Annotated in this window: 24 protein-coding genes and 2 tRNA genes; 16 read left to right on the plus strand and 10 right to left on the minus strand. The window is 71.6% G+C overall.

Going from position 1 to position 25,882, the window contains the following annotated elements; translation table 11 throughout:
• Positions 1-46: 46 nt before the first annotated feature.
• The 8 genes from G514_RS0123755 to rpmH form a co-directional block, all read right to left on the minus strand.
• A complete protein-coding gene (locus G514_RS0123755; RefSeq protein ID WP_028653780.1) occupies positions 47-1,042 on the minus strand; it encodes a ParB/RepB/Spo0J family partition protein in 996 nt (331 codons plus the stop codon).
• Positions 1,039-1,920 carry a ParA family protein gene (locus G514_RS0123760; protein WP_051248217.1) on the minus strand — a complete coding sequence of 294 codons (882 nt, stop codon included), beginning with the start codon at positions 1,918-1,920 and terminating at the stop codon, positions 1,039-1,041. The genes G514_RS0123755 and G514_RS0123760 overlap by 4 nt, the downstream gene beginning before the upstream one ends.
• Before the next feature lie 289 nt (positions 1,921-2,209).
• Positions 2,210-2,872 carry a 16S rRNA (guanine(527)-N(7))-methyltransferase RsmG gene (gene rsmG / locus G514_RS28735; RefSeq protein WP_084152354.1) on the minus strand — a complete coding sequence of 221 codons (663 nt, stop codon included), beginning with the start codon at positions 2,870-2,872 and terminating at the stop codon, positions 2,210-2,212.
• The gene (locus G514_RS0123770; protein WP_425411451.1) at positions 2,869-3,513 is read right to left on the minus strand and encodes a Jag family protein; all 645 of its coding nucleotides are present in this window, start codon (positions 3,511-3,513) and stop codon (positions 2,869-2,871) included. The genes rsmG and G514_RS0123770 overlap by 4 nt, the downstream gene beginning before the upstream one ends.
• 40 nt (positions 3,514-3,553) lie before the next feature.
• The gene (yidC, locus tag G514_RS28740; RefSeq protein WP_051248198.1) at positions 3,554-4,606 is read right to left on the minus strand and encodes a membrane protein insertase YidC; all 1,053 of its coding nucleotides are present in this window, start codon (positions 4,604-4,606) and stop codon (positions 3,554-3,556) included.
• A gap of 15 nt (positions 4,607-4,621) precedes the next feature.
• Positions 4,622-4,879, minus strand: a complete 258-nt coding sequence (yidD, locus tag G514_RS28745) for a membrane protein insertion efficiency factor YidD (RefSeq protein ID WP_051248200.1) — start codon at positions 4,877-4,879, stop codon at positions 4,622-4,624.
• Between the two features lie 37 nt (positions 4,880-4,916).
• Positions 4,917-5,285, minus strand: coding sequence for a ribonuclease P protein component (gene rnpA, locus G514_RS0123785; RefSeq protein ID WP_028653783.1), 369 nt, complete (start codon positions 5,283-5,285; stop codon positions 4,917-4,919).
• 22 nt (positions 5,286-5,307) lie between these two features.
• Positions 5,308-5,445, minus strand: coding sequence for a 50S ribosomal protein L34 (gene rpmH / locus G514_RS0123790; RefSeq protein WP_028653784.1), 138 nt, complete (start codon positions 5,443-5,445; stop codon positions 5,308-5,310).
• A 558-nt stretch (positions 5,446-6,003) separates the two neighbouring features.
• Between rpmH and dnaA the strand changes: the two genes are divergently transcribed.
• The 12 genes from dnaA (at position 6,004) to G514_RS0123855 (ending at position 19,591) form a co-directional block, all read left to right on the plus strand.
• Positions 6,004-7,548, plus strand: coding sequence for a chromosomal replication initiator protein DnaA (gene dnaA / locus G514_RS0123795; RefSeq protein ID WP_028653785.1), 1,545 nt, complete (start codon positions 6,004-6,006; stop codon positions 7,546-7,548).
• A 372-nt stretch (positions 7,549-7,920) separates the two neighbouring features.
• The gene (gene dnaN / locus G514_RS0123800) at positions 7,921-9,075 is read left to right on the plus strand and encodes a DNA polymerase III subunit beta (RefSeq protein ID WP_028653786.1); all 1,155 of its coding nucleotides are present in this window, start codon (positions 7,921-7,923) and stop codon (positions 9,073-9,075) included.
• Positions 9,076-9,125: 50 nt separating this feature from the next.
• Positions 9,126-10,139, plus strand: a complete 1,014-nt coding sequence (gene gnd / locus G514_RS28750) for a phosphogluconate dehydrogenase (NAD(+)-dependent, decarboxylating) (RefSeq protein WP_084152355.1) — start codon at positions 9,126-9,128, stop codon at positions 10,137-10,139.
• Between the two features lie 7 nt (positions 10,140-10,146).
• Positions 10,147-11,292 (plus strand): DNA replication/repair protein RecF, encoded by a 1,146-nt coding sequence (gene recF, locus G514_RS0123810; RefSeq protein WP_028653787.1) that lies wholly within the window; start codon positions 10,147-10,149, stop codon positions 11,290-11,292.
• A complete protein-coding gene (locus G514_RS0123815; protein WP_028653788.1) occupies positions 11,285-11,812 on the plus strand; it encodes a DciA family protein in 528 nt (175 codons plus the stop codon). Before recF ends, G514_RS0123815 begins: the two co-directional genes overlap by 8 nt.
• A gap of 251 nt (positions 11,813-12,063) precedes the next feature.
• Positions 12,064-14,178, plus strand: a complete 2,115-nt coding sequence (gene gyrB / locus G514_RS0123820; protein WP_157545203.1) for a DNA topoisomerase (ATP-hydrolyzing) subunit B — start codon at positions 12,064-12,066, stop codon at positions 14,176-14,178.
• 57 nt (positions 14,179-14,235) lie between these two features.
• Positions 14,236-16,905 carry a DNA gyrase subunit A gene (gyrA, locus tag G514_RS28755; RefSeq protein ID WP_036566177.1) on the plus strand — a complete coding sequence of 890 codons (2,670 nt, stop codon included), beginning with the start codon at positions 14,236-14,238 and terminating at the stop codon, positions 16,903-16,905.
• Positions 16,906-16,994: 89 nt separating this feature from the next.
• Positions 16,995-17,972 carry a DUF3566 domain-containing protein gene (locus G514_RS31015; protein ID WP_245582324.1) on the plus strand — a complete coding sequence of 326 codons (978 nt, stop codon included), beginning with the start codon at positions 16,995-16,997 and terminating at the stop codon, positions 17,970-17,972.
• 74 nt (positions 17,973-18,046) lie between these two features.
• Positions 18,047-18,120, plus strand: a tRNA-Ile gene (locus G514_RS0123835).
• Between the two features lie 190 nt (positions 18,121-18,310).
• A complete protein-coding gene (locus G514_RS31020; RefSeq protein WP_211222221.1) occupies positions 18,311-18,436 on the plus strand; it encodes a DLW-39 family protein in 126 nt (41 codons plus the stop codon).
• A gap of 27 nt (positions 18,437-18,463) precedes the next feature.
• A tRNA-Ala gene (locus G514_RS0123845) sits at positions 18,464-18,536 on the plus strand.
• Between the two features lie 155 nt (positions 18,537-18,691).
• Positions 18,692-19,591 carry a hypothetical protein gene (locus G514_RS0123855; protein ID WP_028653790.1) on the plus strand — a complete coding sequence of 300 codons (900 nt, stop codon included), beginning with the start codon at positions 18,692-18,694 and terminating at the stop codon, positions 19,589-19,591.
• 4 nt (positions 19,592-19,595) lie between these two features.
• On the opposite strand, the gene G514_RS0123860 is transcribed toward G514_RS0123855, so the two are convergent.
• Positions 19,596-20,351, minus strand: coding sequence for a sterol desaturase family protein (locus G514_RS0123860; protein WP_084152357.1), 756 nt, complete (start codon positions 20,349-20,351; stop codon positions 19,596-19,598).
• Positions 20,348-21,094, minus strand: coding sequence for a FadR/GntR family transcriptional regulator (locus tag G514_RS0123865; RefSeq protein ID WP_028653792.1), 747 nt, complete (start codon positions 21,092-21,094; stop codon positions 20,348-20,350). Before G514_RS0123865 ends, G514_RS0123860 begins: the two co-directional genes overlap by 4 nt.
• A gap of 173 nt (positions 21,095-21,267) precedes the next feature.
• On the opposite strand from G514_RS0123865, the gene G514_RS28765 reads away from it, so the two are divergent.
• Genes G514_RS28765 through G514_RS0123885 form a run of 4 tightly spaced genes read left to right on the plus strand, consistent with a single transcriptional unit; the run spans position 21,268 to position 25,779 of the window.
• Positions 21,268-23,805 (plus strand): M36 family metallopeptidase, encoded by a 2,538-nt coding sequence (locus G514_RS28765; RefSeq protein WP_084152358.1) that lies wholly within the window; start codon positions 21,268-21,270, stop codon positions 23,803-23,805.
• A gap of 34 nt (positions 23,806-23,839) precedes the next feature.
• A complete protein-coding gene (locus G514_RS28770; protein WP_051248205.1) occupies positions 23,840-24,601 on the plus strand; it encodes an SURF1 family protein in 762 nt (253 codons plus the stop codon).
• A gap of 7 nt (positions 24,602-24,608) precedes the next feature.
• Positions 24,609-24,950, plus strand: a complete 342-nt coding sequence (locus tag G514_RS0123880; protein WP_028653793.1) for a DUF3817 domain-containing protein — start codon at positions 24,609-24,611, stop codon at positions 24,948-24,950.
• 4 nt (positions 24,951-24,954) lie between these two features.
• Positions 24,955-25,779 carry a patatin-like phospholipase family protein gene (locus tag G514_RS0123885; protein ID WP_028653794.1) on the plus strand — a complete coding sequence of 275 codons (825 nt, stop codon included), beginning with the start codon at positions 24,955-24,957 and terminating at the stop codon, positions 25,777-25,779.
• Positions 25,780-25,882 lie beyond the last annotated feature (103 nt).

Below are 25,882 nucleotides of genomic sequence, written 5' to 3' on the forward strand. Positions count from 1 at the left end.
CGACTAGTCGATAAGTCGATAAGTCGACTTTGCGGCGTTTCCCAGGTCAGAGCGCTGTCTGCCGCTCCGGATCGATCGTCTCGACGATCCTCCGGAGGTCGTCGAGGCTCGCGAACTCGACCGTGATGCGGCCCTTCTTGCGACCGAGGTCGACCCGCACGCGGGTCTCGAGCCGGTCGGAGAGCCGGTCGGCGAGCTCGGCCAGGCCGGGTGCCGTCGGCTTGGCGCGGGTCGCGCGGGAAGTGACCCCTGACCCGGTGTCACCGACGGCGACGATCTCCTCCAGCCCGCGGACGCTGATGCCCTCGGCGATCACCCGGCTCGCCAGCCGGTCCTGGGCGTCGAGGTCCTCGACCGCGAGCAGCGACCTGGCATGGCCGGCGGAGAGGACGCCCGCCGCCACCTTGCGCTGGACCGCCGGTCCGAGCTTGAGCAGCCGGAGCGTGTTGCTGATCTGGGGGCGCGACCGGCCGATGCGCGAGGCCAGCTCGTCGTGGGTGCAGCCGAAGTCCTCGAGGAGCTGCTGGTAGGCCGACGCCTCCTCCAGCGGGTTGAGCTGCGACCGGTGCAGGTTCTCCAGCAGCGCGTCGCGGAGCATCGCGGTGTCGTCGGTGTCGCGGATGATGGCCGGGATCGTGCTCAGGCCGGCCTCCTGCGAGGCACGCCAGCGGCGCTCCCCCATGACCAGCTCGTAGCTGTCCGCCCCGGCGCGGCGGACCACGACGGGCTGGAGCAGGCCGACCTCGCGGATGGAGTGCACCAGCTCGGCCATCGCCTCCTCGTCGAAGACCTGGCGCGGCTGGGCGGCGTTGGGCGTGATGGCCTCGATCGGGAGCTCGGCGAACGACGCACCCTCGACGGGCGCGAGCTCCGGACCGGCGACGGCCGCGCCGGTGGCTGGGCTGGCTGCGGCACCGGCGGGCTCGCCGTGCGTGCCGTCCTGGTCCGTGCTGACCGGCTCGTCGCCGGCCGGCGCGGTCGTGGGGATGAGCGAGCCGAGGCCGCGGCCCAGGCCACGGCGCTGGGTGCGTGGTGCGTTCATGATGCCGGTCCGTCCTGGGGCCGCAGCCCCTTCTGTGCGAGCTCACGCGCGGCGTCGAGGTAGCTCATCGCGCCGGGTGAGCCGGGGTCGTAGGTCATCACCGTCTGGCTGTAGGACGGCGCCTCGGAGACGCGCACCGAGCGCGGGATGTAGGTCCGCAGCACCTGGTCGCCGAAGTGCGCCCGCACCTCGTCGGCGACGCCGGCCGCGAGTCGGGTCCGGGCGTCGTACATGGTGACGAGGATGGCCGAGATCGCCAGGTCGGGGTTGAGGTGGGCGCGCACCATGTCCACCGTCGAGAGCAGCTGGCCGAGGCCCTCGAGGGCGTAGTACTCCGCCTGGATCGGGATCAGCATCTCCTGGCCGGCGACCAGCGCGTTGATCGTCAGCAGCCCCAGCGACGGCGGGCAGTCGATGAAGACGAAGTCGAACCGGTCCTCCCCCGCCACCTCGACGGGCTCCGTGCTGATCCGCGGGTCCGCGTGCAGGGCCTTGTGTAGCCGCTGCTCGCGGGCGACCACGCTGACCAGCTCGATCTCCGCGCCGGCCAGGTCGATGGTCGCGGGCACGACGAACAGGCGCTCGACGTCCGGACAGCGCGTCACCACCTCGCGGAGCGCGCGCCCCTCGACGAGGAGGTCGTAGGTCGAGGGCGTGCCGCGCCGGTGCTCGACGGCGACAGCGGTGGACGCGTTGCCCTGAGGATCGAGGTCCACCACCAGGACACGCTGTCCCAGCTGGGCGAGGGCAGCCGCGACGTTCACCGTCGACGTCGTCTTCCCAACGCCGCCCTTCTGGTTCGCCACGACCACGACACGGGTGGCCTCGGGGCGCGGCAGGGGTTCCCGCATCTGCGCACCCTGTCGCGCCAGGAGCATGTGCTCGGCCGCCTGGGCGAGCGGCGTGGGCTCGGCGCCGTAGGGGTCGGACAGTGACGGACTCAGCTCGCTGAGGTCGCGCACGCGGGTGACGGTCGGTGTCCCGACATCGCGGGTTTCACGTGAAACCACGTCGCTCGCGTCGGACGTCACCTGTGGAGAATTGGGGTCGTTCTGTGGAAGACCGCGCTCACCCGGCGGGTCTTGCTCGGTGGATAACTCCTCACGAGCACCGTCGGCACCAGAGTCCTCCGTCACGCGAACATCCCTTCCGGCCGACCTCGAACCGTCACCCTAGCCGTGCGCGCTCGACGCGGGCCACCCGCACCACGGTGGCTGTGGAGGACCCGTCGGGCACGCTCGCCTGCACGATCTCCGGCGGCGCGCACCGGTGCTCCCGGAGTGCTCCGGACGCGTCTGCGACCTCCTGAGCGGCCGAGCTGCCCTTCATCGCCAGCAGGACGCCCGAGCCGGCGACCAGGGGCATCGCCCACCCGACGAGACGAGCCAGCGGCGCCAGCGCGCGGGCGGTCACGACGTCGAACCGCTCGCGCCCGTGCAGGTCCTCTGCCCGCCCTCGGACGACGCGCACCGACCCGAGGCCGAGCTCGTCGACGGCCTCCTCGAGGAACGTCGTGCGCCGCTGGAGCGGCTCGACGACGGTGACCGTGAGGTCGGGGCGGCCGATGGCGAGCACCAGGCCGGGCAGGCCCGCGCCGGAGCCCAGGTCCGCCACCGTTGCGCCGGTCGGAACGAGGGACGCGACGGCGAGGCAGTTGAACACGTGACGGTCCCACAGCTTGGGCGCCTCGCGCGGGCCGATCAGCCCGCGCTCCACGCCGGCCGTCGCCAGCAGCTCGACGTATCGCTCCGCCAGCGGGAGTCGGTCCGACGAGAACGCCCCCCGCGCCACCTCGGGCGTGGGGGGCGTTTCACGTGAAACATCGGTCATGAAGCCGGGAGCACCACCACGAAGCGGCGGGGCTCCACGCCCTCGGACTCGGAGGTCAGCCCGGCGGCGGCGACCGCGTCGTGCACGACCTTCCGCTCGAACGGCGTCATCGGCTCCAGCGACGTGGGGGCGCCGGACTCCTTCACCCGGGCCACCGTCTCCTCGGCCAGACGCTCGAGCTGGGAGCGCTTGTCGGCACGGTAGCCGGAGATATCCAGCATCAGGCGCGACCGCTCACCGGTCTCGCGGTAGACCGCCAGTCGCGTCAGCTCCTGGAGCGCCTCGAGCACCTCGCCGTCCTGTCCGACGAGCTGGCTGAGGTCGGCGCCGACGATCGACACCGCAGCACGGTCGCCCTCGACGTCCATATCGAGGTCGCCGTCGAGGTCCGCGATGTCGAGCAGCTCCTCGAGGTAGTCCGCGGCGATGTCGCCCTCGGCCTCGAGCGCGTCGACGCGGCTGGACGGCGCTGCCCGCTCCTTGTCGCCGTCCTCGTCGCCGTCCTCGTCGCCGTCCTCGTCGCCGTCCTCGTCGCCGTCCTCGTCGCCGTCCTCGTCGACGAGCTCGTCCCCATCGGTCACGTCGACCTCGTCAGCCTCGTCGGCCACGTGGGCCTCCTCGGCCTCCACTGCCTCGGGCACCTCCGGCGCCTCGTCCAGGCCGGGCCTCTCGTCGGTCTGCTCAGTCACTGCTCGTCCCGTCCCTCTTCTGGTTCTGGCTCTGTTGGCCGCCACTGGGGCTCTTCGCCCCGCCGGCCTTGGGTGGCTTCTTCTGCTGCCGCTGGGCCTTGGTCTGCCGCTTCGGCTGCTGGCGCTGGGCCGGCCGCCTGTCGACGGGCGGGGCCTCCTCCACCGCGACCTCGGCGCTGCCGCCGCCCTCGCCGGTCAGGCCCTTGGCCGCAGCCTTGCGGGCATCGCGCTCGGCCTTGAGCCGGGCCGCCTCGGTGCCCGGAGCGGGGTTGTTGCGGATCACGTAGAACTGCTGGCCCATGGTCCACAGGTTGGAGGTGGTCCAGTAGAGGAGCACGCCGATGGGGAACGCGATGCCGCCGACCGCGAAGACCACGGGGAGCACGTAGAGCAGCATCTTCTGCTGCTGGGCGTAGGGCCCGGTCAACGCATCCTTCGGCATGTTCTTCGCCATCAGCTGACGCTGCGTGGTGAACGTCGTCGCCGTCATGGCCAGCACCAGGACCGCGGCGACGATCTGGACCGCGACCATGTCCTGCGGGCTGGTGAACGACGCGGAGATCGGGAGCTCGCCGAAGAGCTTGGAGGAGCCGAACTGCTCCGCGGTCTGGGAGTCCAGGAAGCCGTGGGCACGGCCCTTCTTCGCCGCCTGGTCGATCATCCGGAAGAGCGCGAAGAAGATCGGCATCTGCAGCAGGATCGGCAGGCAGGACGCGAACGGGTTGGTGCCCGAGTCCTTGTAGAGCTTCATCGTCTCCTGGGCGAGACGCTCCCGGTCGTGGCCGTACTTCTTCTGCAGCTCCTTGACCTTGGGCTGGATCAGCTGCATGTTGCGGCTGGCCTTGATCTGCTTGACGAACAGCGGGATCAGGGCCGCCCGGATCACCAGGGTCAGGCCGATGATCGACAGCGCCCACGAGGCGCCGCCCTCGGGGTCCAGCCCCACGTGGCTCAGCGCCCAGTGCCAGGCGAGCATCACCCCCGACACCGCGTAGTAGAGCGGCGTCAGGATGTAGTGGCCGATGGTCCCCAGGGGGCCCAACATGAGTGCGGACACGGGTCAGGCTCTCCCTCGGTGGACGTGCTGGGTGGGTTCCGCCGCGGCGCGGTGAGGAACGGGGTCGTAGCCGCCGGCGGCCCAGGGGTGGCAGCGCCCCAGGCGGCGGACCGCCAGCCAGGTGCCGCGGATGCTCCCGTGCTCGGTGACCGCCTCGAGCGCGTACGCCGAGCAGCTCGGGTGGTAGCGGCAGACCTGGCCGTAGAGCGGGCTGATCAGGGCGCGGTAGGCGCGAAGCAGCCCGATCAACACGTACTTCACGTCTCTGCCCTCGTCGCGGAGGTCGCCGCGGGCCTCGTCATGACCCGGTCCGGGAGACGGTCGCGCGACCGGCCCTCTCGAGACAACGGGCGAGCTCGGCGTCGAGTTCCGCGCTGGTCAGGCCCGCGGCGGCAGGCTGGGCACGGACGACGAGGTCCGAGGACGCCGGCAGTGCCGCCAGGTGGGGCCTGACGACGTGGCGCAGCCGGCGCTTGACCCGGTTGCGGGTCACGGCGTTGCCGACGGCCTTCGAGACCACGAGCCCGAGCCTCGCGACCGAGCCGGCCTCGGCCTCCGGACGCGAGAAGACGTGCACCACCAGGGCAGCACCACCGGCCCGCCGGCCGGACCTCACGGTGCGTCGGAAGGCTTCGCTGTCGCGCAGCCGGTGGTCGGCGGCGAGCACGAGGACGGTGGGTCTGGCTCGCTCAGACCGCGAGGCTCTTGCGGCCCTTGCGGCGCCGCGCGGAGATGATCGCGCGGCCGGCACGGGTGCGCATGCGCAGACGGAACCCGTGCACCTTGTGACGACGACGGTTGTTCGGCTGGTAGGTCCGCTTGCTCACGGGCTTCTCTTCCGGTGTGGAGAACAGGTCTGGGGTGGTCACGTCGGCGGTCGGCGCGGGCGCTCCCGAGCTGTCAGGATCGACGTCCGGGTGGGCGCTGCCGGGCTGCACGACACAGCCGCTGACCGATCAACGGTACGCGGTGGCCGGACGCAGGGTCAAACCGGCGCCGAGGCCCTCGCGGTGCCCCGGCCAGCCGAGCCTGCCACGGCCCGGACCTGCCCGCGAAAATGCCTCCATCGGCCTGTGGAGAAACGGTTGTGCCACCCCCGGGACCGGCGTTAGGTTCGGCACCCACCGAGGTTCCCTACCGTCCTCCGGGGCGCGTCTCGGTCCGGTCACTTCCCCGCCGGAGTCCGCTGATCACCACAGCAGTCACACCCGTCTCGCGCACCCCGCGGAAGCGGGGTACACAGCCTGTGGAGAATGCTGTGGAGAGTCTCCCGGGGCTCGTCCCGGGAGAAGAGGCCGGACACCAGGCCGGACAACGCACGAGCACACCTGCGGCCCTCGCACGAGGGTCGCGCCGACCCGACGCAGTGAGAAGGCGACACCCCCGTGGAGCACAACGACCCCGACCTCATCGACGCCTGGCGGGCCGTCCTCGACCACATCCCGCCCCACCAGCGGGCGTGGCTGTCGTCGTGCGACCCGGTCACCGTCCACGACGGCCTGGCCATCATCGCGGTGCCCGACGAGTTCACGCGGTCGCAGGTCGAGGGCCGGCTGCGCGCCGACCTCGAGGGAGCGCTCACCCAGGTGTTCGGCCGCAAGCTCGGCGTCGGCACCACGATCAACCCTGCGCTGGTCGCGGGCTCACCCGAGCAGGAGCAGCGCCAGGCTGACCAGCGCGACCAGGACGAGCGGCAGGCACCGCCCGGTCAGCGCAGCAACGACGCCAGCAGAGGTGATTCGTCGACTGATCGACATGACGACATGTCGACAATCGAGGGGCTCGCGACCGTGCTGCAGCTGCCCGGCGCCGACGGTCCCGGCCCGGTCCTGCACCCCGAGCTCCCCGGGCCCCGCGACCTCGAGCCCCGGTCGGTGCGGCCCAGCGCCCTCGAGACCCGGCTCAACCCGAAGTACACCTTCGAGACCTTCGTCATCGGCTCGTCCAACCGGTTCCCCCACGCGGCCGCCGTCGCGGTGGCCGAGGCGCCGGGCAAGGCCTACAACCCGCTGCTCGTCTACGGCGAGTCCGGCCTAGGCAAGACCCACCTCCTCCACGCGATCGGTCACTACGTCCGCAGCCTCTACACCGGCGCCAAGGTGCGCTACGTGTCGAGCGAGGAGTTCACCAACGAGTTCATCAACGCGATCCGCGACGACAAGCAGGACGGCTTCAAGCGTCGCTACCGCGACGTCGACGTGCTCCTCATCGACGACATCCAGTTCCTGGAGGGCAAGACCCAGACCCAGGAGGAGTTCTTCCACACGTTCAACACCCTCCACAACGCCAACAAGCAGATCGTCCTGACCTCCGACCGCGCGCCCAAGCGGCTCGAGGCGCTCGAGGACCGGCTCCGCAACCGGTTCGAGTGGGGCCTCATCACCGACGTGCAGCCGCCGGACCTTGAGACCCGCATCGCGATCCTCCGCAAGAAGGCCGCGATGGACCGGCTCACCGCTCCCCCGGACGTCCTGGAGTTCATCGCCTCCAAGATCCAGACCAACATCCGCGAGCTCGAGGGCGCCCTGATCCGCGTGACGGCGTTCGCCAACCTCAACCGGCAGGAGGTCGACATGACCCTCGCCGAGATCGTGCTCAAGGACCTGATCCCCGAGGGCGGCGAGCCCGAGATCACCGCCGGGCTGATCATCGCCCAGACCGCGGCCTACTTCGGCGTCTCGCTCGAGGAGCTCACCGGGCCCAGCCGCGGCCGGCACCTCGTCATGGCCCGCCAGATCGCGATGTACCTGTGCCGCGAGCTCACCGGCCTCTCGCTGCCCAAGATCGGCGCGCAGTTCGGCAACCGCGACCACACGACCGTCATGTACGCCGACCGCAAGATCAACCAGCTCCTTGCCGAACGTCGTGCGGTCTTCAACCAGGTGAGCGAGCTGACCAGCCGGGTCAAGGCCGCGGCCCGGCAGACCTGAGCAGCCGGACACCAGCCATGAGCCTGTGGACAACCAGCCGCCCGAGGTCCGAACTACACGGGGAGGATCTGCGGATCCACCGCGCCGCGGCCCGTCGGCACGCGGCCTCGTCCACACCGGTCCACGGGCGGACCCGCCGTCGTCCACAGCCGCTGTGCACGCCGATTGCGCGGGCCGACCTGCGCAGATGCGGGTTCTCCACAGATCCCACACTGCCTACTACGACTCCCTACCTAGACACGGGACGATCATCGGTGGAACTCCACGAGGTCCTCTCCCTGTGCATCGAGGCCCCGCGTGGCAGGATTCGAGCACTCCGTCCGAGTCCTCGGCGCACCGACAGCTCACCGACACCGTGAAGGACCCCTCATCGTGAAGTTCCGCGTCGACCGCGACGTGCTCGCGGATGCCGTCGCCTGGGCCGCGCGCAGCCTGCCGGTCCGTCCCAGCGTCCCGGTCCTGGCCGGCCTGCTGATCGAGGCCAGCCACGAGGGGCTGGTGCTGTCGACCTTCGACTACGAGACCTCCGCGCGCGCCACCCTGCAGGCCGAGGTCGCCGACGAGGGCCGGGCCCTGGTCAGCGGCCGGCTGCTCGCCGACATCTGCCGCAGCCTCCCGGCGAAGCCGGTTGAGATGGTGATCGACGGCGCCCGGGTCTCGCTCACGTGCGGCTCCGCGAGGTTCAGCCTGCAGACGATGCCGGTCGAGGACTACCCGACGCTGCCGGAGATGCCCGCGGCGACCGGCACGGTGCCGAGCGAGGCGTTCGCCCACGCGGTGAGCCAGGCCGTGACGGCCGCCGGCCGCGACGACATGCTGCCCGTCCTCACCGGCGTGCGCCTCGAGATCGACGGGTCGACGATCTCGCTGCTGGCCACCGACCGCTTCCGGCTCTCGCACCGCGAGCTCGGCTGGGACCCCCGCACCCCCGACGACACGCTGGCCGCGCTGGTGCCGGCCAAGGTGCTCGGCGACACCGCCAAGTCCCTCACCAGCGGCTCCGAGGTGACGATCGCGCTGTCGACGTCCGGCACCGGCGAGGGGATCATCGGCTTCGAGGGCGCCGCATCGGGTGGCACCCGTCGTACGACCACCCGGCTGCTCGACGGCGAGTTCCCCAAGGTGCGCAGCCTGTTCCCGAGCGAGCACCTCACGGTCGCGCGGGTCGACAAGCAGGCACTGATCGAGTCGGTGCGCCGTGTCTCGCTGGTCGCCGAGCGCAACACCGCGGTGCAGCTGGCGTTCAGCGACGGCGTGCTCACCCTCGACGCCGGCTCAGGCGACGAGGCGCAGGCGTCGGAGTCGATCGAGGCGCAGATCGACGGCGAGGCCATCACCACCGGCTTCAACCCCCAGTTCCTGCTCGACGGGCTCACGGTCATCGACGAGGACATCGTCGAGCTGGCCTTCACCCAGTCGTCCAAGCCGGTGGTCATCAGCGGCGCGGGCGACGACACCAAGGGCGAGGGCTCCAAGGACGACACCTCGTTCCGCTACCTGCTGATGCCGCGACGTCTGTTGTCCTGACGCGGGTACCCCACGGGGACAAGCCGGCACTGCGACGGAGGAGAGCTCGGATGCACATCGGTCTCGTCGGACTGGGCAAGATGGGCGGCAACATGCGCACGCGGATGCGCAAGGCGGGGCTCACGGTGGTGGGCTACGACCGCAACCCCGACCTCGCCGACGTCGCGAGCCTGGCCGAGCTGGTCGACGCCCTGCCCGGGCCCGACGGCGGCGCCAGGGTGGTGTGGGTGATGGTGCCCGCCGGCGACCCGACCCGCGAGACCATCAAGGAGCTCGGCGAGCTGCTCGGTGAGGGCGACCTCGTCGTCGACGGCGGCAACTCCAAGTACACCGACGACCAGGCCAACGCCGCGATGCTCGGCGAGAAGGGAATCGGCTTCGTCGACTGCGGCGTCTCCGGCGGGGTGTGGGGCCTCGACAACGGCTACGCGCTGATGTGCGGCGGCTCCGACGAGGACGTCGCGAAGGTGCAGCCCGCCTTCGACGCGCTGCGCCCCGAGGGTGAGCACGGCTTCGTGCACGCGGGCCGGACGCCCGGCGCCGGCCACTTCGCCAAGATGGTCCACAACGGCATCGAGTACGCCATGATGCAGGCCTACGCCGAGGGCTGGGAGCTGCTCGAGGCGACCGACGTCGTCGACAACGTCGCAGAGGTCTTCGACTCCTGGCGGGCCGGCACGGTGATCCGCTCGTGGCTGCTCGACCTGCTGGTCGCGGCCCTCGGCGAGGACGAGCACCTCGACCAGATCAGCGGCTACGCCGAGGACTCCGGCGAGGGCCGCTGGACCGTCGAGGCGGCGATCGACAACGCCGTGCCGATGCACGTGATCGCCGCGTCGCTGTTCGCGCGGTTCACCTCGCGCCAGGACGACAGTCCCGCGATGAAGGCGATCGCCGCGATGCGCAACCAGTTCGGCGGCCACGCGACGCGCACCGAGGCGCCGAAGGGCGGCGACGCGGCCGGCGAGACCGGGCCGGCCCAGTCCGACTCGGCCAAGAAGGCCGGCAGCGGCGACCAGGCGCCCCCGACCGGCGGCGACAACCCGACCGGTGGAGAGTCCTGACGGTGGGATGCACGTCGCGCACCTGAGCCTCCACGACTTCCGGTCCTACGCGACCGTCGAGGTCCCGCTCGAGGCGGGCGTGACGTCGTTCATCGGCCGCAACGGCCAGGGCAAGACCAACCTCGTCGAGGCGATCGACTACCTGTCGCGGCTCAGCTCGCACCGGGTCGCGACCGACGCCCCGCTCGTGCGGCACGGTGCCGAGCAGGCGGTGGTGCGCGCCGCGGTCGTCAAGGAGGGGCGCACCGCGGTGCTCGAGGTCGAGCTCAACCCCGGCCGGGCCAACCGCGCCCGGGTCAACAAGGCGACCCTGCCGCGCACCCGCGACCTCGTCGGCCTGGTGCGCACGGTGATCTTCTCGCCCGAGGACCTCACGCTGGTCAAGGGCGACCCGTCGGACCGGCGCCGGTTCCTCGACGACCTGCTGGTGCTGCGCACGCCGCGGATCGCAGGCCTGCGCGCCGACTACGACCGCGTGCTCAAGCAGCGCAACTCGCTGCTCAAGACGATGCTCGGTGCGCGGCGGGCCAGGCGCGACGACGAGTACGCCGCCTCCACCCTCGCGGTCTGGGACGAGCAGCTGGCCCAGCACGGCTCGGAGCTCCTCGCGGCCCGCGTCGCCCTCGTCGACGACCTGCGGCCCTACGTCGGCAAGGCCTACGAGGCCGTGGCGCGCGGCGCCTCCCGCGAGGACGCCGAGATCGAGTACGTGCCGACCGTCCCGACCGACACCGGCGACCTGGTCACGGCGTTCACCGACGCCATCGCCGCGCGTCGCAAGGGCGAGCTCGACCGGGGCCTGACCCTGGTCGGGCCGCACCGCGACGAGCTCGCGCTGACCCTCGCGCCGGCTGGCACCGCGACCGAGAAACTGCCGGTGAAGGGCTACGCCTCGCACGGCGAGTCCTGGTCGTTCGCGCTCGCGCTCCGGCTGGCGTCCTACGACCTGCTGCGGTCCGACGGCGACGACCCGATCCTCATCCTCGACGACGTGTTCGCCGAGCTCGACACCGAACGTCGCGCGCAGCTCGCCGAGCTGGTGGCCGGCGCCGAGCAGGTGCTCGTCACCGCGGCCGTCCCGGCCGACGTGCCGGCCGCCCTGGCGGGAGCGCGCTACGTCGTCGCCGGCGGGGAGGTGACGCGCGATGCCTGACCCGACCGGGGGCGAGGAGGCGCCGCGGCAGGACGACGGCCTCGACCTGGCCCGCCAGCTCACCCGGGCGACCGCGAAGTCGACTCCGGCGGCCCGCAAGCGCCGAGCCAGGCGCGACGACCGCCGTCGTGACGCCACGGTCTCCGGCGCCCACCCCGACGACCGCGACCCGCAGCCGGTCGGCGCGCAGCTCGACCGGCTCGTCGCCGAGCAGGGGTGGGAGCTCGAGCTCCGGGTGCGGGGGGTCTTCGCACGCTGGCCCGAGCTGGTCGGCGCCGACATCGGCGCGCACTGCACGCCCGAGTCGTTCGCCGACGGACGCCTCGTCGTCCGCACCGACTCCACGGCGTGGGCCACCCAGCTCAAGCTCCTGGCCCCGGCCGTCCTGCGCCGCCTCAACGAGGACCTCGGCGACGGCACTGTCACCCTCATCGAGGTCCTCGGTCCGCACCTTCCGACGTGGGGCAAGGGCCGTCGGCGGACCCGCGACAGCCGGGGTCCGCGCGACACCTACGGATAGTCCGGATCGGCACACGCGCCGGGTCGCGCCCGGGGCCGCACGAGCCGATCTGGGAGCCGCTCGACCATATGGGGACATGTCCGACCCCCTGCGCGGGCCTCTCGACGCCCTTCACGGGCGTCTGTGAGCCGTTTCTCGCGACACTTCGTCCACCGACGGGGGTCCGTGACGTGGGATGCGGGCTTCCAGGCGGTAATATGGACGACGGGTCGTCCTGCACAGCCAACCACACCGCAAGGGCGGCCCGAGCCATGTCAACACAGCGGCCGCGAGGCCAGCGAGAAGGGGTGCCCGTGTCCCAGATCAGCCCTCCGGAGCCCCCCAACGGCGTCCAGTACGACGCCTCCGCGATCCAGGTCCTCGAGGGGCTCGAGGCGGTCCGCAAGCGGCCCGGCATGTACATCGGCTCGACCGGCGAGCGCGGCCTGCACCACCTGATCTGGGAGATCGTCGACAACGCCGTCGACGAGGCCCTCGCGGGCTACTGCGACCGGATCGTCGTGACGCTCGGCGGCGACGGGTCGATCAGGGTCGAGGACAACGGCCGCGGCATCCCGACCGACACCGCGCCCGGCCAGGAGCTGCCCGCGGCGACGATCGCGCTCACCCAGCTGCACGCCGGTGGCAAGTTCGGGGGCGGCGGCTACAAGGTCTCCGGTGGCCTGCACGGCGTCGGCGTCTCGGTCGTCAACGCGCTGTCGAGCCGGCTCGTCCTCCAGGTCAAGAACCGCGGTGCCCTGTGGGAGCAGACCTTCCGTCTCGGTGAGCCGGACGCTCCGCTGGCGAAGGTGCGCGACCTGGCCGACGACGAGAGCACCGGCACCACGGTCCAGTACTGGGCCTCCCCCGACATCTTCGAGACGACGACCTACTCCCTCGAGACCATCACGACGCGCTTCCGCGAGTACGCCTTCCTCAACAAGGGGCTCGAGATCGTCGTTCGTGACGAGCGCGCCGACGCCGGCGCGATCGCCGACGCCGTCCAGGACGACACGGTCGCCAACGAGATCGACGCGGCGCACCCCGACGCGATGCACCGCGCCGAGGGCGGTGGCAGCGAGCAGGTCTTCAAGTACGACCGCGGGCTCGTCGACTACGTCGAGCACCTCAACCGCAGCAAGCAGCCCGCGAACCCCTCGATCATCGCCTTCGAGGCCGAGACCCCTGCTGACGGCGACAACCCGATGAGCCTCGAGGTCGCGATGCAGTGGAACACCACGTTCGCGGAGTCGGTGCACACGTTCGCCAACACCATCAACACCCACGAGGGCGGCACCCACGAGGAGGGCTTCCGTGCCGCGCTCACCTCGCTGGTCAACAAGTGGGGCGAGGACTGGGGCCTGATGAAGAAGCCCGAGGACCGCGTCTCCGGCGACGACATCCGCGAGGGCCTCACCGCGATCATCTCGATCAAGCTCGAGAACCCCCAGTTCGAGGGCCAGACCAAGACCAAGCTCGGCAACACCGAGGCCAAGGGGTTCGTGCAGCGCCTGGTCAACGACCAGCTCGGCGCATGGTTCGAGCAGAACCCCGCCGAGGGCAAGGACATCATCCGCAAGAGCCAGGCCGCCCAGCAGGCGCGGCTCGCCGCCCGCAAGGCGCGCGACCTGGCCCGCTCGCGCAAGGGCCTGCTCGGCGGCGGGGGCCTGCCCGGCAAGCTGTCCGACTGCCAGTCGACCGACCCGACCGAGTGCGAGGTCTTCATCGTCGAGGGCGACTCGGCCGGCGGCTCCGCCCGTCAGGGCCGCGACCCGCGCATCCAGGCGATCCTCCCGATCCGCGGCAAGATCCTCAACGTCGAGAAGGCCCGCATCGACCGCGTGCTCGCCAACACCGAGGTGCAGGCGATCATCTCCGCGCTCGGCACCGGCATCCACGACGAGTTCGACATCGACAAGCTGCGCTACCACAAGATCGTGCTGATGGCCGACGCCGACGTCGACGGCCACCACATCAACACGCTGCTGCTGACGCTGCTGTTCCGGTTCATGCCGCAGCTCATCGACTCCGGCAAGGTCTTCATGGCCCAGCCGCCGCTCTACCGCCTGCGCTGGAACAAGCCGCACGAGCACGAGTTCGTCTACTCCGACGCCGAGCGGGACGCGATGCTCCGGGCCGGCCAGGAGGAGGGCAAGAAGCTCCCCAAGGAGAACCCCGTCCAGCGCTACAAGGGCCTGGGCGAGATGAACGCCAAGGAGCTGTGGGAGACCACGATGGACCCCGACCAGCGGCTGTTGCTCAAGGTGACGCTGGAGAACGCCGCGCTGGCCGACGAGACGTTCTCGACGTTGATGGGCGAGGACGTCGAGCTGCGTCGTTCGTTCATCCAGCGCAACGCCAAGGACGTGCGATTCCTCGATATCTAGGTGTCTAACGCACCCGCTATAGACCCTTAGAGACCCGTATCGAAGGCAGGACTACCCGTGACCGAGACCCCCACCCAGCCGCCCGGCGGCGGCCGCATCGAGGACGTCGAGCTGCGCACGTCGATGGAGCGCGCCTACATCGACTACGCGATGGCCGTCATTGTGGGCCGGGCGCTCCCCGACGTGCGCGACGGGCTCAAGCCGGTGCACCGGCGCGTCCTCTACGCGATGTACGACGGCGGCTACCGGCCCGACCGAGGCTTCTCCAAGTGCAGCCGCGTGGTCGGCGACGTGATGGGTCAGTACCACCCCCACGGCGACACCGCGATCTACGACACCCTGGTCCGGCTCGCGCAGCCGTGGGTGATGCGCAACCCGATGATCCACGGGCAGGGCAACTTCGGCTCGCCGGGCAACGACTCCGCGGCGGCGATGCGCTACACCGAGTGCCGGATGGCGCCGCTGGCGATGGAGATGGTGCGCGGGATCGACGAGGAGACCGTCGACTTCCAGCCCAACTACGACGGCCGCTCCCAGGAGCCGGTCGTGCTGCCGGCCCGCATCCCCAACCTGCTCGTCAACGGCTCGGCCGGCATCGCGGTCGGCATGGCGACCAGCATCCCCCCGCACAACCTGCGCGAGGTCGCCGAGGGCGCGAAGTGGTGCCTCGAGCACCCGGATGCCAGCCGCGAGGAGCTCCAGGACGCCCTGATCGAGCGGATCAAGGGCCCCGACTTCCCCAACGCCGCGCTGATCGTCGGCACCCAGGGCATCGAGCAGACCTACCGCACCGGTCGCGGCTCGATCACCCAGCGCGCGGTCATCGAGGTCGACGAGGACGCCAAGGGCCGCACCTGCCTGGTGATCACCGAGCTCCCCTACATGGTCAACCCCGACAACCTCGCGGTGAAGATCGCCGACCTCGCCGACAGCGGCAAGGTGCCGGGCATCGCCGACGTGCGCGACGACACCTCCGACCGCACCGGCCAGCGACTCGTCGTGGTGCTCAAGCGCGACGCCGTGGCGCGGGTGGTGCTCAACAACCTGCTCAAGCACACCGAGCTGCAGACCAACTTCTCGGCCAACATGCTCGCGCTCGTCGACGGCGTGCCCCGCACGCTGACCATCGACCAGTTCATCAGCAGCTGGGTCGACCACCAGGTCGAGGTGATCAGGCGCCGCACCGAGTACCGCCTCCGCGAGGCAGAGAAGCGCGCCCACATCCTGCGCGGCCTGGTCAAGGCGCTCGACATGCTCGACGAGGTCATCGCGCTGATCCGCCGGTCCCCCGACGTCGAGGAGGCGCGCGAGGGGCTGACGGAGCTGCTCGAGATCGACGAGGAGCAGGCCACCGCGATCCTCGACATGCAGCTACGCCGGCTGGCCGCCCTGCAGCGTCAGCGGATCATCGACGACCTCGCCGCCATCGAGATCACGATCGCCGACCTCGAGGACATCCTCGCCAACGTGACGCGCCAGCGCGCGATCGTGATGGAGGAGCTCGACGAGATCGTCGACAAGTACGGCGACGAGCGGCGTACCCAGATCATCGCCGCCGACGGCGACCTCTCGATGGAGGACCTGATCCCCGACGAGGACCTCGTCGTGTCGATCACCCGCGGCGGCTACGCCAAGCGGACCCGCGCCGACCAGTACCGCACCCAGCGGCGCGGCGGGAAGGGCGTGCGTGGCGCGACGCTGCGCGGCGACGACGTCGTCGAGCACTTCATCGCGACGTCCAACCACCACTGGCTGCTGTTCTTCACCACAGCCGGCCGCGTCTACCGCACCAAGGCCTACAACCTGCCCGAGGCACAGCGTGACGCGAAGGGCGGCCACGTCGCGGGCCTGCTGTCGTTCCAGCCCGACGAGAACATCGCCCAGGTGCTGGCGATCCGCGACTACGAGCAGGCTCCCTACCTCGTGCTCGCCACCCGCAACGGCCTGGTGAAGAAGACCCGTCTCGGCGACTACAACAGCCCGCGCCAGGCCGGCGTGATCGCGATCAACTTCCGCGAGGACGACGACGAGCTGATCGGCGCCGAGCTGGTCAATGCCGACGACGACATCCTGCTGGTCTCGCGCAAGGGGCAGGCGATCCGGTTCCGCGCCGACGACACGCAGCTGCGGCCGATGGGCCGGGCGACGTCCGGTGTGTCCGGCATGAAGTTCCGCGACGGCGACTCGCTGCTGTCGATGTCGGTGATCCGCGCCTCGGCCGCGGCCGAGGAGGAGTCGGACGCCGAGGACGTCGAGGTCCAGTACGTCTTCACGATCACCGACGGCGGGTTCGCCAAGCGCACCCGCATCTCTGAGTACCGCTCGCAGTCGCGCGGCGGCCTCGGCATCAAGGCGATGTCGCTCGCCAACGAGGACCGCGGCGGGCTGGTCGGCGCCTTCATCGTGGTCGAGGGTGACGAGGTCCTCTCGATCACCCAGAACGGCCAGGTCGTCCGCAGCCGCGTCGACGACAACTTCCGGCCCACGGGGCGCGCGACCATGGGCGTGAAGTTCGTGACGCCCAAGGAGGGCGACGCCGTGGCGGTCGTGGCTCGCTCCGTGGAGGCGAAGGTCGAGGAGGAGCTCGAGGCGGAGGGCGTGAGCGGCGCCGACTCCGAGGCGGGCGAGCCCGCTCGCGACGGCGCCGACGAGGCGGTCGAGCCGGTCAGTGAATCGGAGAATGCCGAGGCGGATGCAACAATCGACGGTGACGACGCGTCCGAGTGACGGCCGGGCGGTCAAAGCAGAGCCCAGCCGAGAGCCCGCCGCAAGTCCGCCGCAGTGCCCAGTCGAGTGCAGGGGGAGTGACAGTCAGCATGGCTGATCGCCCGAGCGACACCGGTCGCGAAGACACGGTGGCGTTGCCCCTGCCCCCGAAGCGCTCGGCGCCTGCTCCCAACGGCACCTCGCGCGCCCAGGGCACCGGCGGGTCCAACGGCAACGGGCGGGTGCTGCCCCCGATGCCGGCCGACACCGGCGAGCGGTCCGCGACGCCCCCGCCCAAGCCGCCGGCCGCGCGCCCCGCGCGCGGCACCGCCAAGAAGGCCGCGAAGGCGCCGGCCAAGCCGAAGCCGGCCTCGCCGCCTCCCGCGCAGGCCAGCCGTGCCGGGCAGGGCACGCCGCCCGCCCAGGCCTCGCAGACCACCCAGCGCCCGGTGCGCCCCGCACCTGCCAAGGCGGCGCCCGCCGCCTCGGCGCCACCGGCGACGCCCGCGCCCGTGGCCCAGCCGAGCCCGGCGACCCAGGCCACCCCGGTGGCCCGCACGACCGAGACCGCCCGTCCGGCGGCCGCTCCGCCTCCGGTCGTCGCGCCGCTGCCGGCGGCCAAGCCGGTCGAGAAGGCCAAGCCGGCCAAGGAGCCCAGGCCGCCGAAGCAGAGCCGCGAGGAGAAGCGCGCCGAGAAGGTCGCCGCGGCACCCAAGCCCGGCCGCCGCGCGCGCCTGCGCCTGACCCGCATCGACCCGTGGTCGGTGATGAAGACGTCGTTCCTGCTCTCGATCGCCCTCGGCATCGTCATCGTCGTCTCGGTGCTGATGGTCTGGTCGGTGCTCAGCGCCGCCGACGTGTGGTCGTCGATCAACCAGACCGTCCAGGACGTCGTGGGCGGCCAGGAGGCCTCGACGTTCGACATCGAGGACTACCTCGGCACCCGCCGGGTCGTCGGCTTCACGATGATCGTCGCCGCCGTCGACGTGGTGCTGGTGACCGCGATCTGCACCCTCGGCGCGTTCCTCTACAACATGTCCGCCTCGCTGCTCGGCGGCATAGAGGTCACGCTCGCCGAGGACCACTGAACCGATTTCATCGGTCGCAGCCCGCTCCGGTAAGGTCACTCCTCGGTCCGTCGGCCGCGCGCCGACGCCCACCCGGGCCTATAGCTCAGACGGTTAGAGCGCTTCCCTGATAAGGAAGAGGTCGGAGGTTCAAGTCCTCCTAGGCCCACACGCGACATGCACCCGCGAGTAAGCGCACAGCGCTTGCGAGCGGGTGCTGTCGCGTGTGGCCAACGCCGGGTCGGCGCACCTGGCACCAGACGCATCGTGCGAGCCGGACTCAATGACCCACGGTGCGCCAGCTGGGACGGCTCCCGACGGTTCTGCTCGCAGGCACTCCCCTTGCTACTGTCGGCGCCGTGAAGAAGCTCCTCCTGCTCGCCCTCGCAGCCGCCGGCGCGGTCTACGCCAAGAAGAAGATCGACGAGGGCAAGGCCGAGCAGGCCCTCTGGGCCGAGGCGACCGACGCGGTCAAGCGGAGCTGACGCTCTCCGCGTCCGACCATCACCACGGGGGCCTTGGCGCAATTGGTAGCGCACCTGCTTTGCAAGCAGGGGGTTAGGGGTTCGAGTCCCCTAGGCTCCACCCCTTCGTTCAGCGCTGTGGCCTTGGCGCAATTGGTAGCGGCTCTGTCCATCCTGGGCTTTGCAAGCAGGGGGTGAGGGGTTCGAGTCCCCTAGGCTCCACCAACATCGGGGTTCTCCCACGCCGGGCGCGAGGGCCGCGGAGAATGGTGCCTCGTGAGGCACGGGGTCTCGGTGGCGCTGGTCGCCGCCGTGTTGCTGGTCAGCGGGTGCTCGGACGACGAGCCGGTGGCGCGACCGCTGGCAGAGCCGACGCCGAGCGTCGCCCCGACGTACGACGCCTCGATAGAGCCGGCGGCGGCGGTGCTCGCGCTGGTGCCCGAGGACGCCCGGACGCTGACGGTCACCGACTTCGGCCAGGTCCGCAAGGAGCTCGGCGTGGACAGCCTGACCGGCGCGTCGGCGCCGGGGGAGGTGGCGGCGTTCTGGCATCGGGCGGAGGCGGAGCGCCCGCTGCTGACCACCGGGATGCTGCGGCCGTCCGACCAGCGGTTGCTGCGGGAGTACGGCTTCACCGAGCTCGACGTCGTGTGGGAGGCGCACTTCTTCGACGCGCAGGGTCAGGAGGCGGGGTGGGTGCTGCGGCTCAGCGACGGCGTCGACATGGCGAGGGTCCGGGCGGGGGCGCAGGACCCGGCGACTCCGATCAGTGGCGGCGAGGTCAACGCCGGAGATCACCTGGTCAGCAGCGGCACGGCGGCCGATCCCGACCACAGCTGGGCCGCTGACGCGGCGACGTGGGACCTGGTCGGCCTGCAGGCCAACGCCACCTACGTCTCGCGCGACTGCGTGCCCGCCGACGGCGCCGACGTCGACGAGCTGACGGCGTACTCCGTCCAGTTCGAGGGCAGCCTGGTCACGGCCCGGCTCGGTGCCGACCGGCAGGACCTGTTCGCCCGCATGCGGCTGGGCGAGGAGGACGCGGCCTTCGACGCGGCGTTCGACGGTGGCGCCGCGGACCCGCTGACCGGGCGGATCGGCTACGTCATGACCGACCCGGCGGCCGCGGCCCGGCTCGCGCTCGAGGGGGCGCTGCCGTTCGCGGCGTGCCCCTGACGAGTCAGGCCCGCGACTGCTCCAGGTCGTGCAGCTTCTTCACGGTCGGCGAGGTCGGCACCGTCGACGGGTCGGCGGGGTAGGTGCCGAAGAGCCGGTCGGCGGTGCCCGCGCTGGTCACGGTGAACCAGTAGTGCTCGTTCTTGTAGTGGTGCAGCCGGTGGTTGCGCCACACCGAGCGGTACCAGCGCGACCTCGGCCGGTGGTCGCTGTGCACGAGGTAGTGGGTCCACTCGTAGCCGAACATGATCGCGTAGACCGACACCAGCAGCGTGAGCGCGGACGCGGTGGTCGGCATGGCGAGCCAGGCGATCACGACGTACGCCGGCAGCAGCCAGGCCAGCGCCCGCCACGGGATGAACACGAGCGGCAGGTCGCGCGGGTCGGCGTGGTGGGCGCGGTGGTCGCGGGCGAGCAGCGAGTCGATCGTGACCGGGCCGACGGTGCGCGGGCGCCAGTGCAGGATCGCGACGTGCACGCACCACTCGATGAGCGGGAACAGCGCGACGAGCGCCGCCGGGACGACCAGCTCCCACCAGGAGCCGCAGCCCACGACCACGCGGCCGACGACCGAGCCGACGACGAACGTCGCGATCATCCACGGGCTCGGGTGCTTCCAGAACTCGGCGCCCGCCTCGCGCAGCGACAGCGACTGCCGCCGGCGGGCCTGGCCCTGGCCCACGAACCTGCCAAGCCGCTCCTCATCGGCCGCGAGCCGCTGGGCGGCCAGCGCCTCGATCTCGGGGCTCGGCTTGGTCATGGGCGCTCCTCCGGGTGCGTGGACGGTACGGCGGCGAGCGCGGCGAGCGCGCCCAAGAGGCTCTCGGTCGCCGGACGGAGCACCCGGTCGGCCGCGGCCCGCGCGGTCTCGGGGTCGCCGGCGCCGAGCGCTGCGGTGAGGACGCGGTAGGCGTCCACCTGGCCGACCTCCTCGGCCATCAGCGGGGCTAGCGCCACCAGCGCCGGCTCGTAGGCGGCGCGCAGGCTGTTGAACATGAGCCGGAACACCAGGGAGTCGGCCGCGTCGACGACGCGGTCCCAGAACTCCAGCGCGTGCACCTGCCGCTCGACGTCGTCGTCGGTGCCGGCCAGCCGGTCGAGCGTCTCGGTCAGGGCGGCCGCCAGGGCCGGCCCGCCCCGGGCGGCGGCGAGCGCCGCGACCGCGGGCCCGATCGCGAGACGCGCCTCGAGCACGCTGCGGGCGACGGAGGCGTCGAGCTTGCCGCGCCGCACCAGCAGGCGGGGGAGCAGGTCGAGGCCGGCGGAGCGCTTGAAGTCGCGCACCGTCGTCGCGCCGCCGTGGCGCACCTCGACGAGGCGGGTGGCGGCCATGCGCTGCAGGGCCTCACGGACCGCTGGCCGGGACACTCCCAGCACCTCGGCCAGCCGCCGCTCGCTCGGGAGGGCCTCTCCGGCGCCGAGCTGACCGTCGACCACCTCTCCGAGGACCTGGTCGAAGACCTCGTCGGGGACCGAACGCCGCGTCACAGGTTGCAGGGGCATAGCCCCCACCGTGCCCGGCAATTGGTCAGAGGTCAAGTGGTAAGACCAGTGGAGATGTCAAGACAAGGCGATTGGTACGCGCGTCCCCCTTGCCCGGGCGCGCACGCGGGTAGGAAGGTGTCCGCGGCTGGGTGTGTCCGCGCCCGCCCTCACCGACCCGAACGGCGTTTCCCATGAGAAGACTCGCTCCCTGGTCCGCTGTCGCCGTGCTCGCCCTCGCGGCGAGCTCGCTGGCGCTCGACGCTCCGACGCACGCGTCCCCACCGGCCGCCGCGGCCTCCGCGGCGGCCTCCGCGCCCGCCACGGCTCCGCACGCCCCGCTCGGCAGCGCGGCGGTGCAGGTGGCCCGCGCCCACCTCGCGTCGCACGCCGCCGACGCCGGGCTCGCGGGCCGTGACGTCGCGGACCTGGCGGTGTCCTCGGTGGTGCCCACGAAGCACAACGGTCTGACGAACGTCTACTTCCAGCAGCAGGTCGACTCCCGCGACGTCTTCAACGCGATCATCAACGTCGCCGTCGCCGCCGACGGCTCCGTCGTCCGCGTCGCCGCGGACGGCGTCAAGAGGGCGGCTCAGCGCGTCAACGCGACCGCCCCGAAGATCACCGACGTCGAGGCCGCCCGCCGCGCGGCCGCTGCCCTGCACCTCCAGCCGACGGCGTCCTTCCGCAGCAACGACGCGGCGAGCGGCCCCGACCACGCGCGCGACCTCGGCGACGGAGGCATCTCCAACGAGGCCATCCCCGCGCGCCTGGTCTACGAGCGGACCGCCGGCGGCGACCTCCGGCTCGCGTGGGAGTTGGTGATCGACCAGCTCGACGGCAAGCACTGGTGGCAGATCCGGATGGACGCGATCACCGGTGCCGAGCTCGGGCGCGCCGACTGGGTGGCCCAGGACACCCACCGCGTCTTCCCGATGCCGGTCGAGGCGCCGTCGTTCGCGACGCCCCTCAACACCCGCACGCTGGTCAGCAACCCGGCGACCAGCGCGTCGCCGTTCGGCTGGAACGACACCAACGGCGTCGCCGGCGCCGAGTCGACGCTCACCACCGGCAACAACGTCAACGCCTACACCGACACCGACGCCAACAACCTTCCGGACCCGGGCAGCCAGCCCGACGGCGGCGCGGGGCTGGCCTTCGACTTCCCGCTCGACCTGACCCAGGCGCCGGCGACGTACAAGCCGGCGGCGGTCTCGAACCTCTACTTCACCAACAACCGGATCCACGACATCATGCACCGCTTCGGGTTCACCGAGGCGGCCGGCAACTTCCAGGCCAACAACTACGGTCACGGTGGTCTCGGCTCGGACGCCGTCAACGCCGAGGCGCAGGACGGCGGCGACATGAACAACGCCCGGTTCGGCACCGGGCCGGACGGCCAGAAGCCGCGGATGCAGATGTACCTGTGGAACACGACCGTCCCCGGTCGCGACGGCGACCTCGACAACGGCGTCATCGCCCACGAGTACGCCCACGGCATCTCCAACCGGCTCACGGGCGGTCCGGCGACCGCGAGCTGCCTGCAGAACAACGAGCAGGCCGGCGAGGGCTGGAGCGACTACTACTCCTACATGCTCAACATGCCCAACGGCACCGAGCCGGCCGGTGGCCGCGGCATCGGCACCTACGTGCTCGGCCAGGCGACCACGGGCGGCGGCATCCGCAGCAAGCCCTACAGCACGAGCCTGGCGATCAACCCCCAGACCTACGACTCGATCAAGACCAAGACCAACGAGCACGGTGTCGGTGAGGTCTGGGCCGAGATGCTGTGGGAGGTCACCTACGCCCTCATCGACGAGTACGGTTTCGACGCCAACCTCGACGCGGGACCGATGACGGCCGGCAACCTCCTCTCGCTCCGGCTGGTGACCGACGGCCTGAAGCTCCAGCCGTGCAGCCCCGGTTTCGTCACCGCGCGAGACGCCATCATCGCTGCCGACCTGGCGGACACCGGCGGCGCCAACAAGTGCCTGCTCTGGACCGCGTTCGCCAAGCGCGGGCTCGGCGCCGGTGCCTCGCAGGGTTCGTCCGGCAGCATCACCGACGGCACGCAGTCCTTCGCCATGCCGGCCTCCTGCCTCCCGCCCGCGACGCCGACGGTCACGTCGACGACTGCCTCCGTGGGCGCGGCGACGGTGGCGTTCACGACGAACCCGGGCGCGGAGATCAGCAGCGCCACGGTGGAGTGCGTGAGCACCGACGGCGGTGCGAGCGGCACCAACACCGGGCCGGCCAGCCCGGTCACGGTGAGCGGGCTGACGAGCGGCAAGACCTACCACTGCCGCGTCTCGGTGACCAACGCGGCCGCGACCAGTGCCTTCAGCGCCTTCGGCAACCAGGTGACCCTGCCGTTGCCGCCGGTGGCGACCGCACCCGGGGCCCCGGAGATCACCTCGGCCAAGGCGACGTCCGCGAAGAAGGCGAAGGTCAGCTTCACGCTGGCCTCCGACGGCGGCAGCCCGGTCACGTCGTACACGGTGACCTGCAAGGGCAAGAAGGGCGCGAAGACCAAGTCCAAGACCGGGCCGGCCAGCCCGATCACGGTCAAGGGGCTGACCCCGGGCAAGAAGTACACGTGCACGGTGACGGCGACGAACAGCGTCGGCACCGGCCCGGCCAGCGCCAAGAGCAAGAAGTTCAAGATGAAGAAGCGCCACCCGCACAAGCGGGCGGCCGTCATCGGGCGCTCGGCCGTGCCGGGTCGCCGCTGACGCGAGCGATGGAGGCGGCGGGCATGCTTGACCCGTGCCCGCCGCCCTCGCCCCGCGCCTCTGGCCGGGACACCTGCTCGCGCTGGTCCTGGTGCTCGCGGCCGGGCTGCTCGGGCTCTGGCAGCTCGACGCGTGGCAGGCGCGCCGGGCCGACGAGGCACGCGACCTGACCCGGGCGGAGCCCGTGTCGCTCGGCAGCGTGATGGGTCCCGACGACCCGTTCCCCGGTCGTTCGGTCGGCCAGCCGGTCACGCTCGAGGGCGCGTGGGTGCCCGCCGGGACGATCTTCGTCAGCGGGCGCGAGCACGACGGCCGCGACGGCTACTGGATGGTGACGCCCCTCGCCGTCGGCGGCGCCGGCGAGCCGGCCCTGCCCGTCGTGCTGGGCTGGGTCGCCTCGACCGGCGACGCGCCCGCGCCGCCCGCGGGTGACGCCGAGCTGGTCGGCTGGCTCCAGCCGACGGAGGGCACCGGCGCGGTCGACGACGACCCGGGCGACGACGTGCTCCCGCAGCTGCGGGTGGCCGACCTCGCCCAGCGGGTCGACGAGGACCTCTACTCGGCGTACGCCGTCGCGCAGGAGGGGGTCGGCGGGCTGCCCGCCGCCGACCTCGAGCAGCTGCCGGACGCCGGCCGGTTCACCGCCGTGCGCAACCTCCTCTACGCGGTCGAGTGGTGGTTCTTCGGCGCCTTCGCGGTGCTGATCTGGTGGCGGTGGCTCGGCGAGCAGCTCGCGCCGCGGCGGGCGGAGCCGCAGCCGGAGGACGAGGAGCACCCCGATACCGTGACCACGTGAGGCCACGATGAACCGACTCGTCACCACCTACCGGGTCCTGGCCTTCGTGGTCGGCGTGCTGCTCGCGTACGGCGCGCTGGTGGCCCTCCCGCTGAAGTACCTGCTCACCGAGGGCAGCAGCCTCCAGCAGTTCGGCGCGGACACGAGCATCGTCTGGCTGGTCCACGGATGGGTCTTCGCGGTCTACGTGGTCGTGACGTTCTTCCTCTCCCGGCGTGCCGGGTGGAGCATCTCGTTCACGATCCTCGCCCTGGTCGCCGGGCTCGTGCCGCTGCTCATCTTCTGGGTCGAGCACCGCGTGATGCAGAAGCTCAAGGCCGAGAACCCCGACCTCGCACCGTCGGCCTAGCACCATGACCACCGCCTTCGTCCTCGGCGGAGGCGGCGTGCTGGGCTCGGTCGAGGTCGGCATGTTGCGCGCGCTGCTCGAGCGCGACCTCCGTCCCGATCTCGTCCTCGGCACCAGCATCGGCGCGTTCAACGGCGCGTTGGTGGCGAGCCAGCCGGACCTCTCCGTCGTCGAACGGCTCACGTCGCTGTGGCAGTCGGTGGGCAGCGCGCGCGAGGCGGGGTACGGCGACCGGCCGCTCCGCACGGTGCGCCGCGCCGTCTCGACCGGCACCCACCTCTGGTCGGCCGCGCCGCTGCGGCAGCGGCTCGCGGACGAGCTCGGCGACCTGACCTTCGAGGAGCTGCCGGTCACCTTCCAGGTGTGCGCCGCCAGCATCGAGCGGGCGGCCGAGCACTGGTTCACGAGCGGCCGGGTGGTCGACGCGGTGGTGGCGAGCGCCGCCGTACCCGGGCTGCTGCCGGCAGCCGAGGTCGACGGCGAGCACTACCTCGACGGCGGCATCGTCAACTCGGTCCCGCTCGGCCGGGCCGTGGAGCTCGGCGCCACGCGCGTCTTCGTGCTCCAGGTCGGTCGCCTCGACCGGCCGCTGACCCCGCCCAAGCGACCGTGGGAGGTCGCGCGGGTGTCTTTCGAGATCGCGCGACGGCACCGCTTCGTCCGCGAGCTCGCCGAGCTCCCCGACCACGTCGAGTGCCACGTGCTGCCGGCCCGCGGCACCTCCGCCAAGGACGACTCGCTCCTCGGCACCCGTGACTTCTCCGGCGTGCAGGACCGCATCGACGCGACGTACGCCGCGACCAAGGCCTACCTCGAGGAGTCGCTGTGAGCCGGCGGGGTCGGCCGGGTGCCTTCGCGCGTGGGTCGTTGGTTGAGGAGGTCGCGCAGCGACCGTCTCGAAACCTGGTGAGCCGGGGCTGGGACTGGGGTGC

It is taken from the genome of Nocardioides halotolerans DSM 19273 (assembly GCF_000422805.1).
GTDB lineage: Bacteria > Actinomycetota > Actinomycetes > Propionibacteriales > Nocardioidaceae > Nocardioides > Nocardioides halotolerans.

Excerpts from the sequence above, each read along its gene's own strand:
- G514_RS0123755 (WP_028653780.1), bottom strand. The coding sequence starts at position 1,042 with ATGAACGCACCACGCACCCAGCGCCGTGGCCTGGGCCGCGGCCTCGGC.
- G514_RS0123760 (WP_051248217.1), bottom strand. The coding sequence starts at position 1,920 with ATGCTCCTGGCGCGACAGGGTGCGCAGATGCGGGAACCCCTGCCGCGC.
- rsmG (WP_084152354.1), bottom strand. The coding sequence starts at position 2,872 with ATGACCGATGTTTCACGTGAAACGCCCCCCACGCCCGAGGTGGCGCGG.
- yidC (WP_051248198.1), bottom strand. The coding sequence starts at position 4,606 with ATGTTGGGCCCCCTGGGGACCATCGGCCACTACATCCTGACGCCGCTC.
- gnd (WP_084152355.1), top strand. The coding sequence starts at position 9,126 with ATGCACATCGGTCTCGTCGGACTGGGCAAGATGGGCGGCAACATGCGC.
- recF (WP_028653787.1), top strand. The coding sequence starts at position 10,147 with ATGCACGTCGCGCACCTGAGCCTCCACGACTTCCGGTCCTACGCGACC.
- G514_RS0123815 (WP_028653788.1), top strand. The coding sequence starts at position 11,285 with ATGCCTGACCCGACCGGGGGCGAGGAGGCGCCGCGGCAGGACGACGGC.
- gyrB (WP_157545203.1), top strand. The coding sequence starts at position 12,064 with ATGTCAACACAGCGGCCGCGAGGCCAGCGAGAAGGGGTGCCCGTGTCC.
- G514_RS31015 (WP_245582324.1), top strand. The coding sequence starts at position 16,995 with ATGGCTGATCGCCCGAGCGACACCGGTCGCGAAGACACGGTGGCGTTG.
- G514_RS0123860 (WP_084152357.1), bottom strand. The coding sequence starts at position 20,351 with ATGACCAAGCCGAGCCCCGAGATCGAGGCGCTGGCCGCCCAGCGGCTC.
- G514_RS0123865 (WP_028653792.1), bottom strand. The coding sequence starts at position 21,094 with ATGCCCCTGCAACCTGTGACGCGGCGTTCGGTCCCCGACGAGGTCTTC.
- G514_RS28765 (WP_084152358.1), top strand. The coding sequence starts at position 21,268 with ATGAGAAGACTCGCTCCCTGGTCCGCTGTCGCCGTGCTCGCCCTCGCG.
- G514_RS0123880 (WP_028653793.1), top strand. The coding sequence starts at position 24,609 with ATGAACCGACTCGTCACCACCTACCGGGTCCTGGCCTTCGTGGTCGGC.
- G514_RS0123885 (WP_028653794.1), top strand. The coding sequence starts at position 24,955 with ATGACCACCGCCTTCGTCCTCGGCGGAGGCGGCGTGCTGGGCTCGGTC.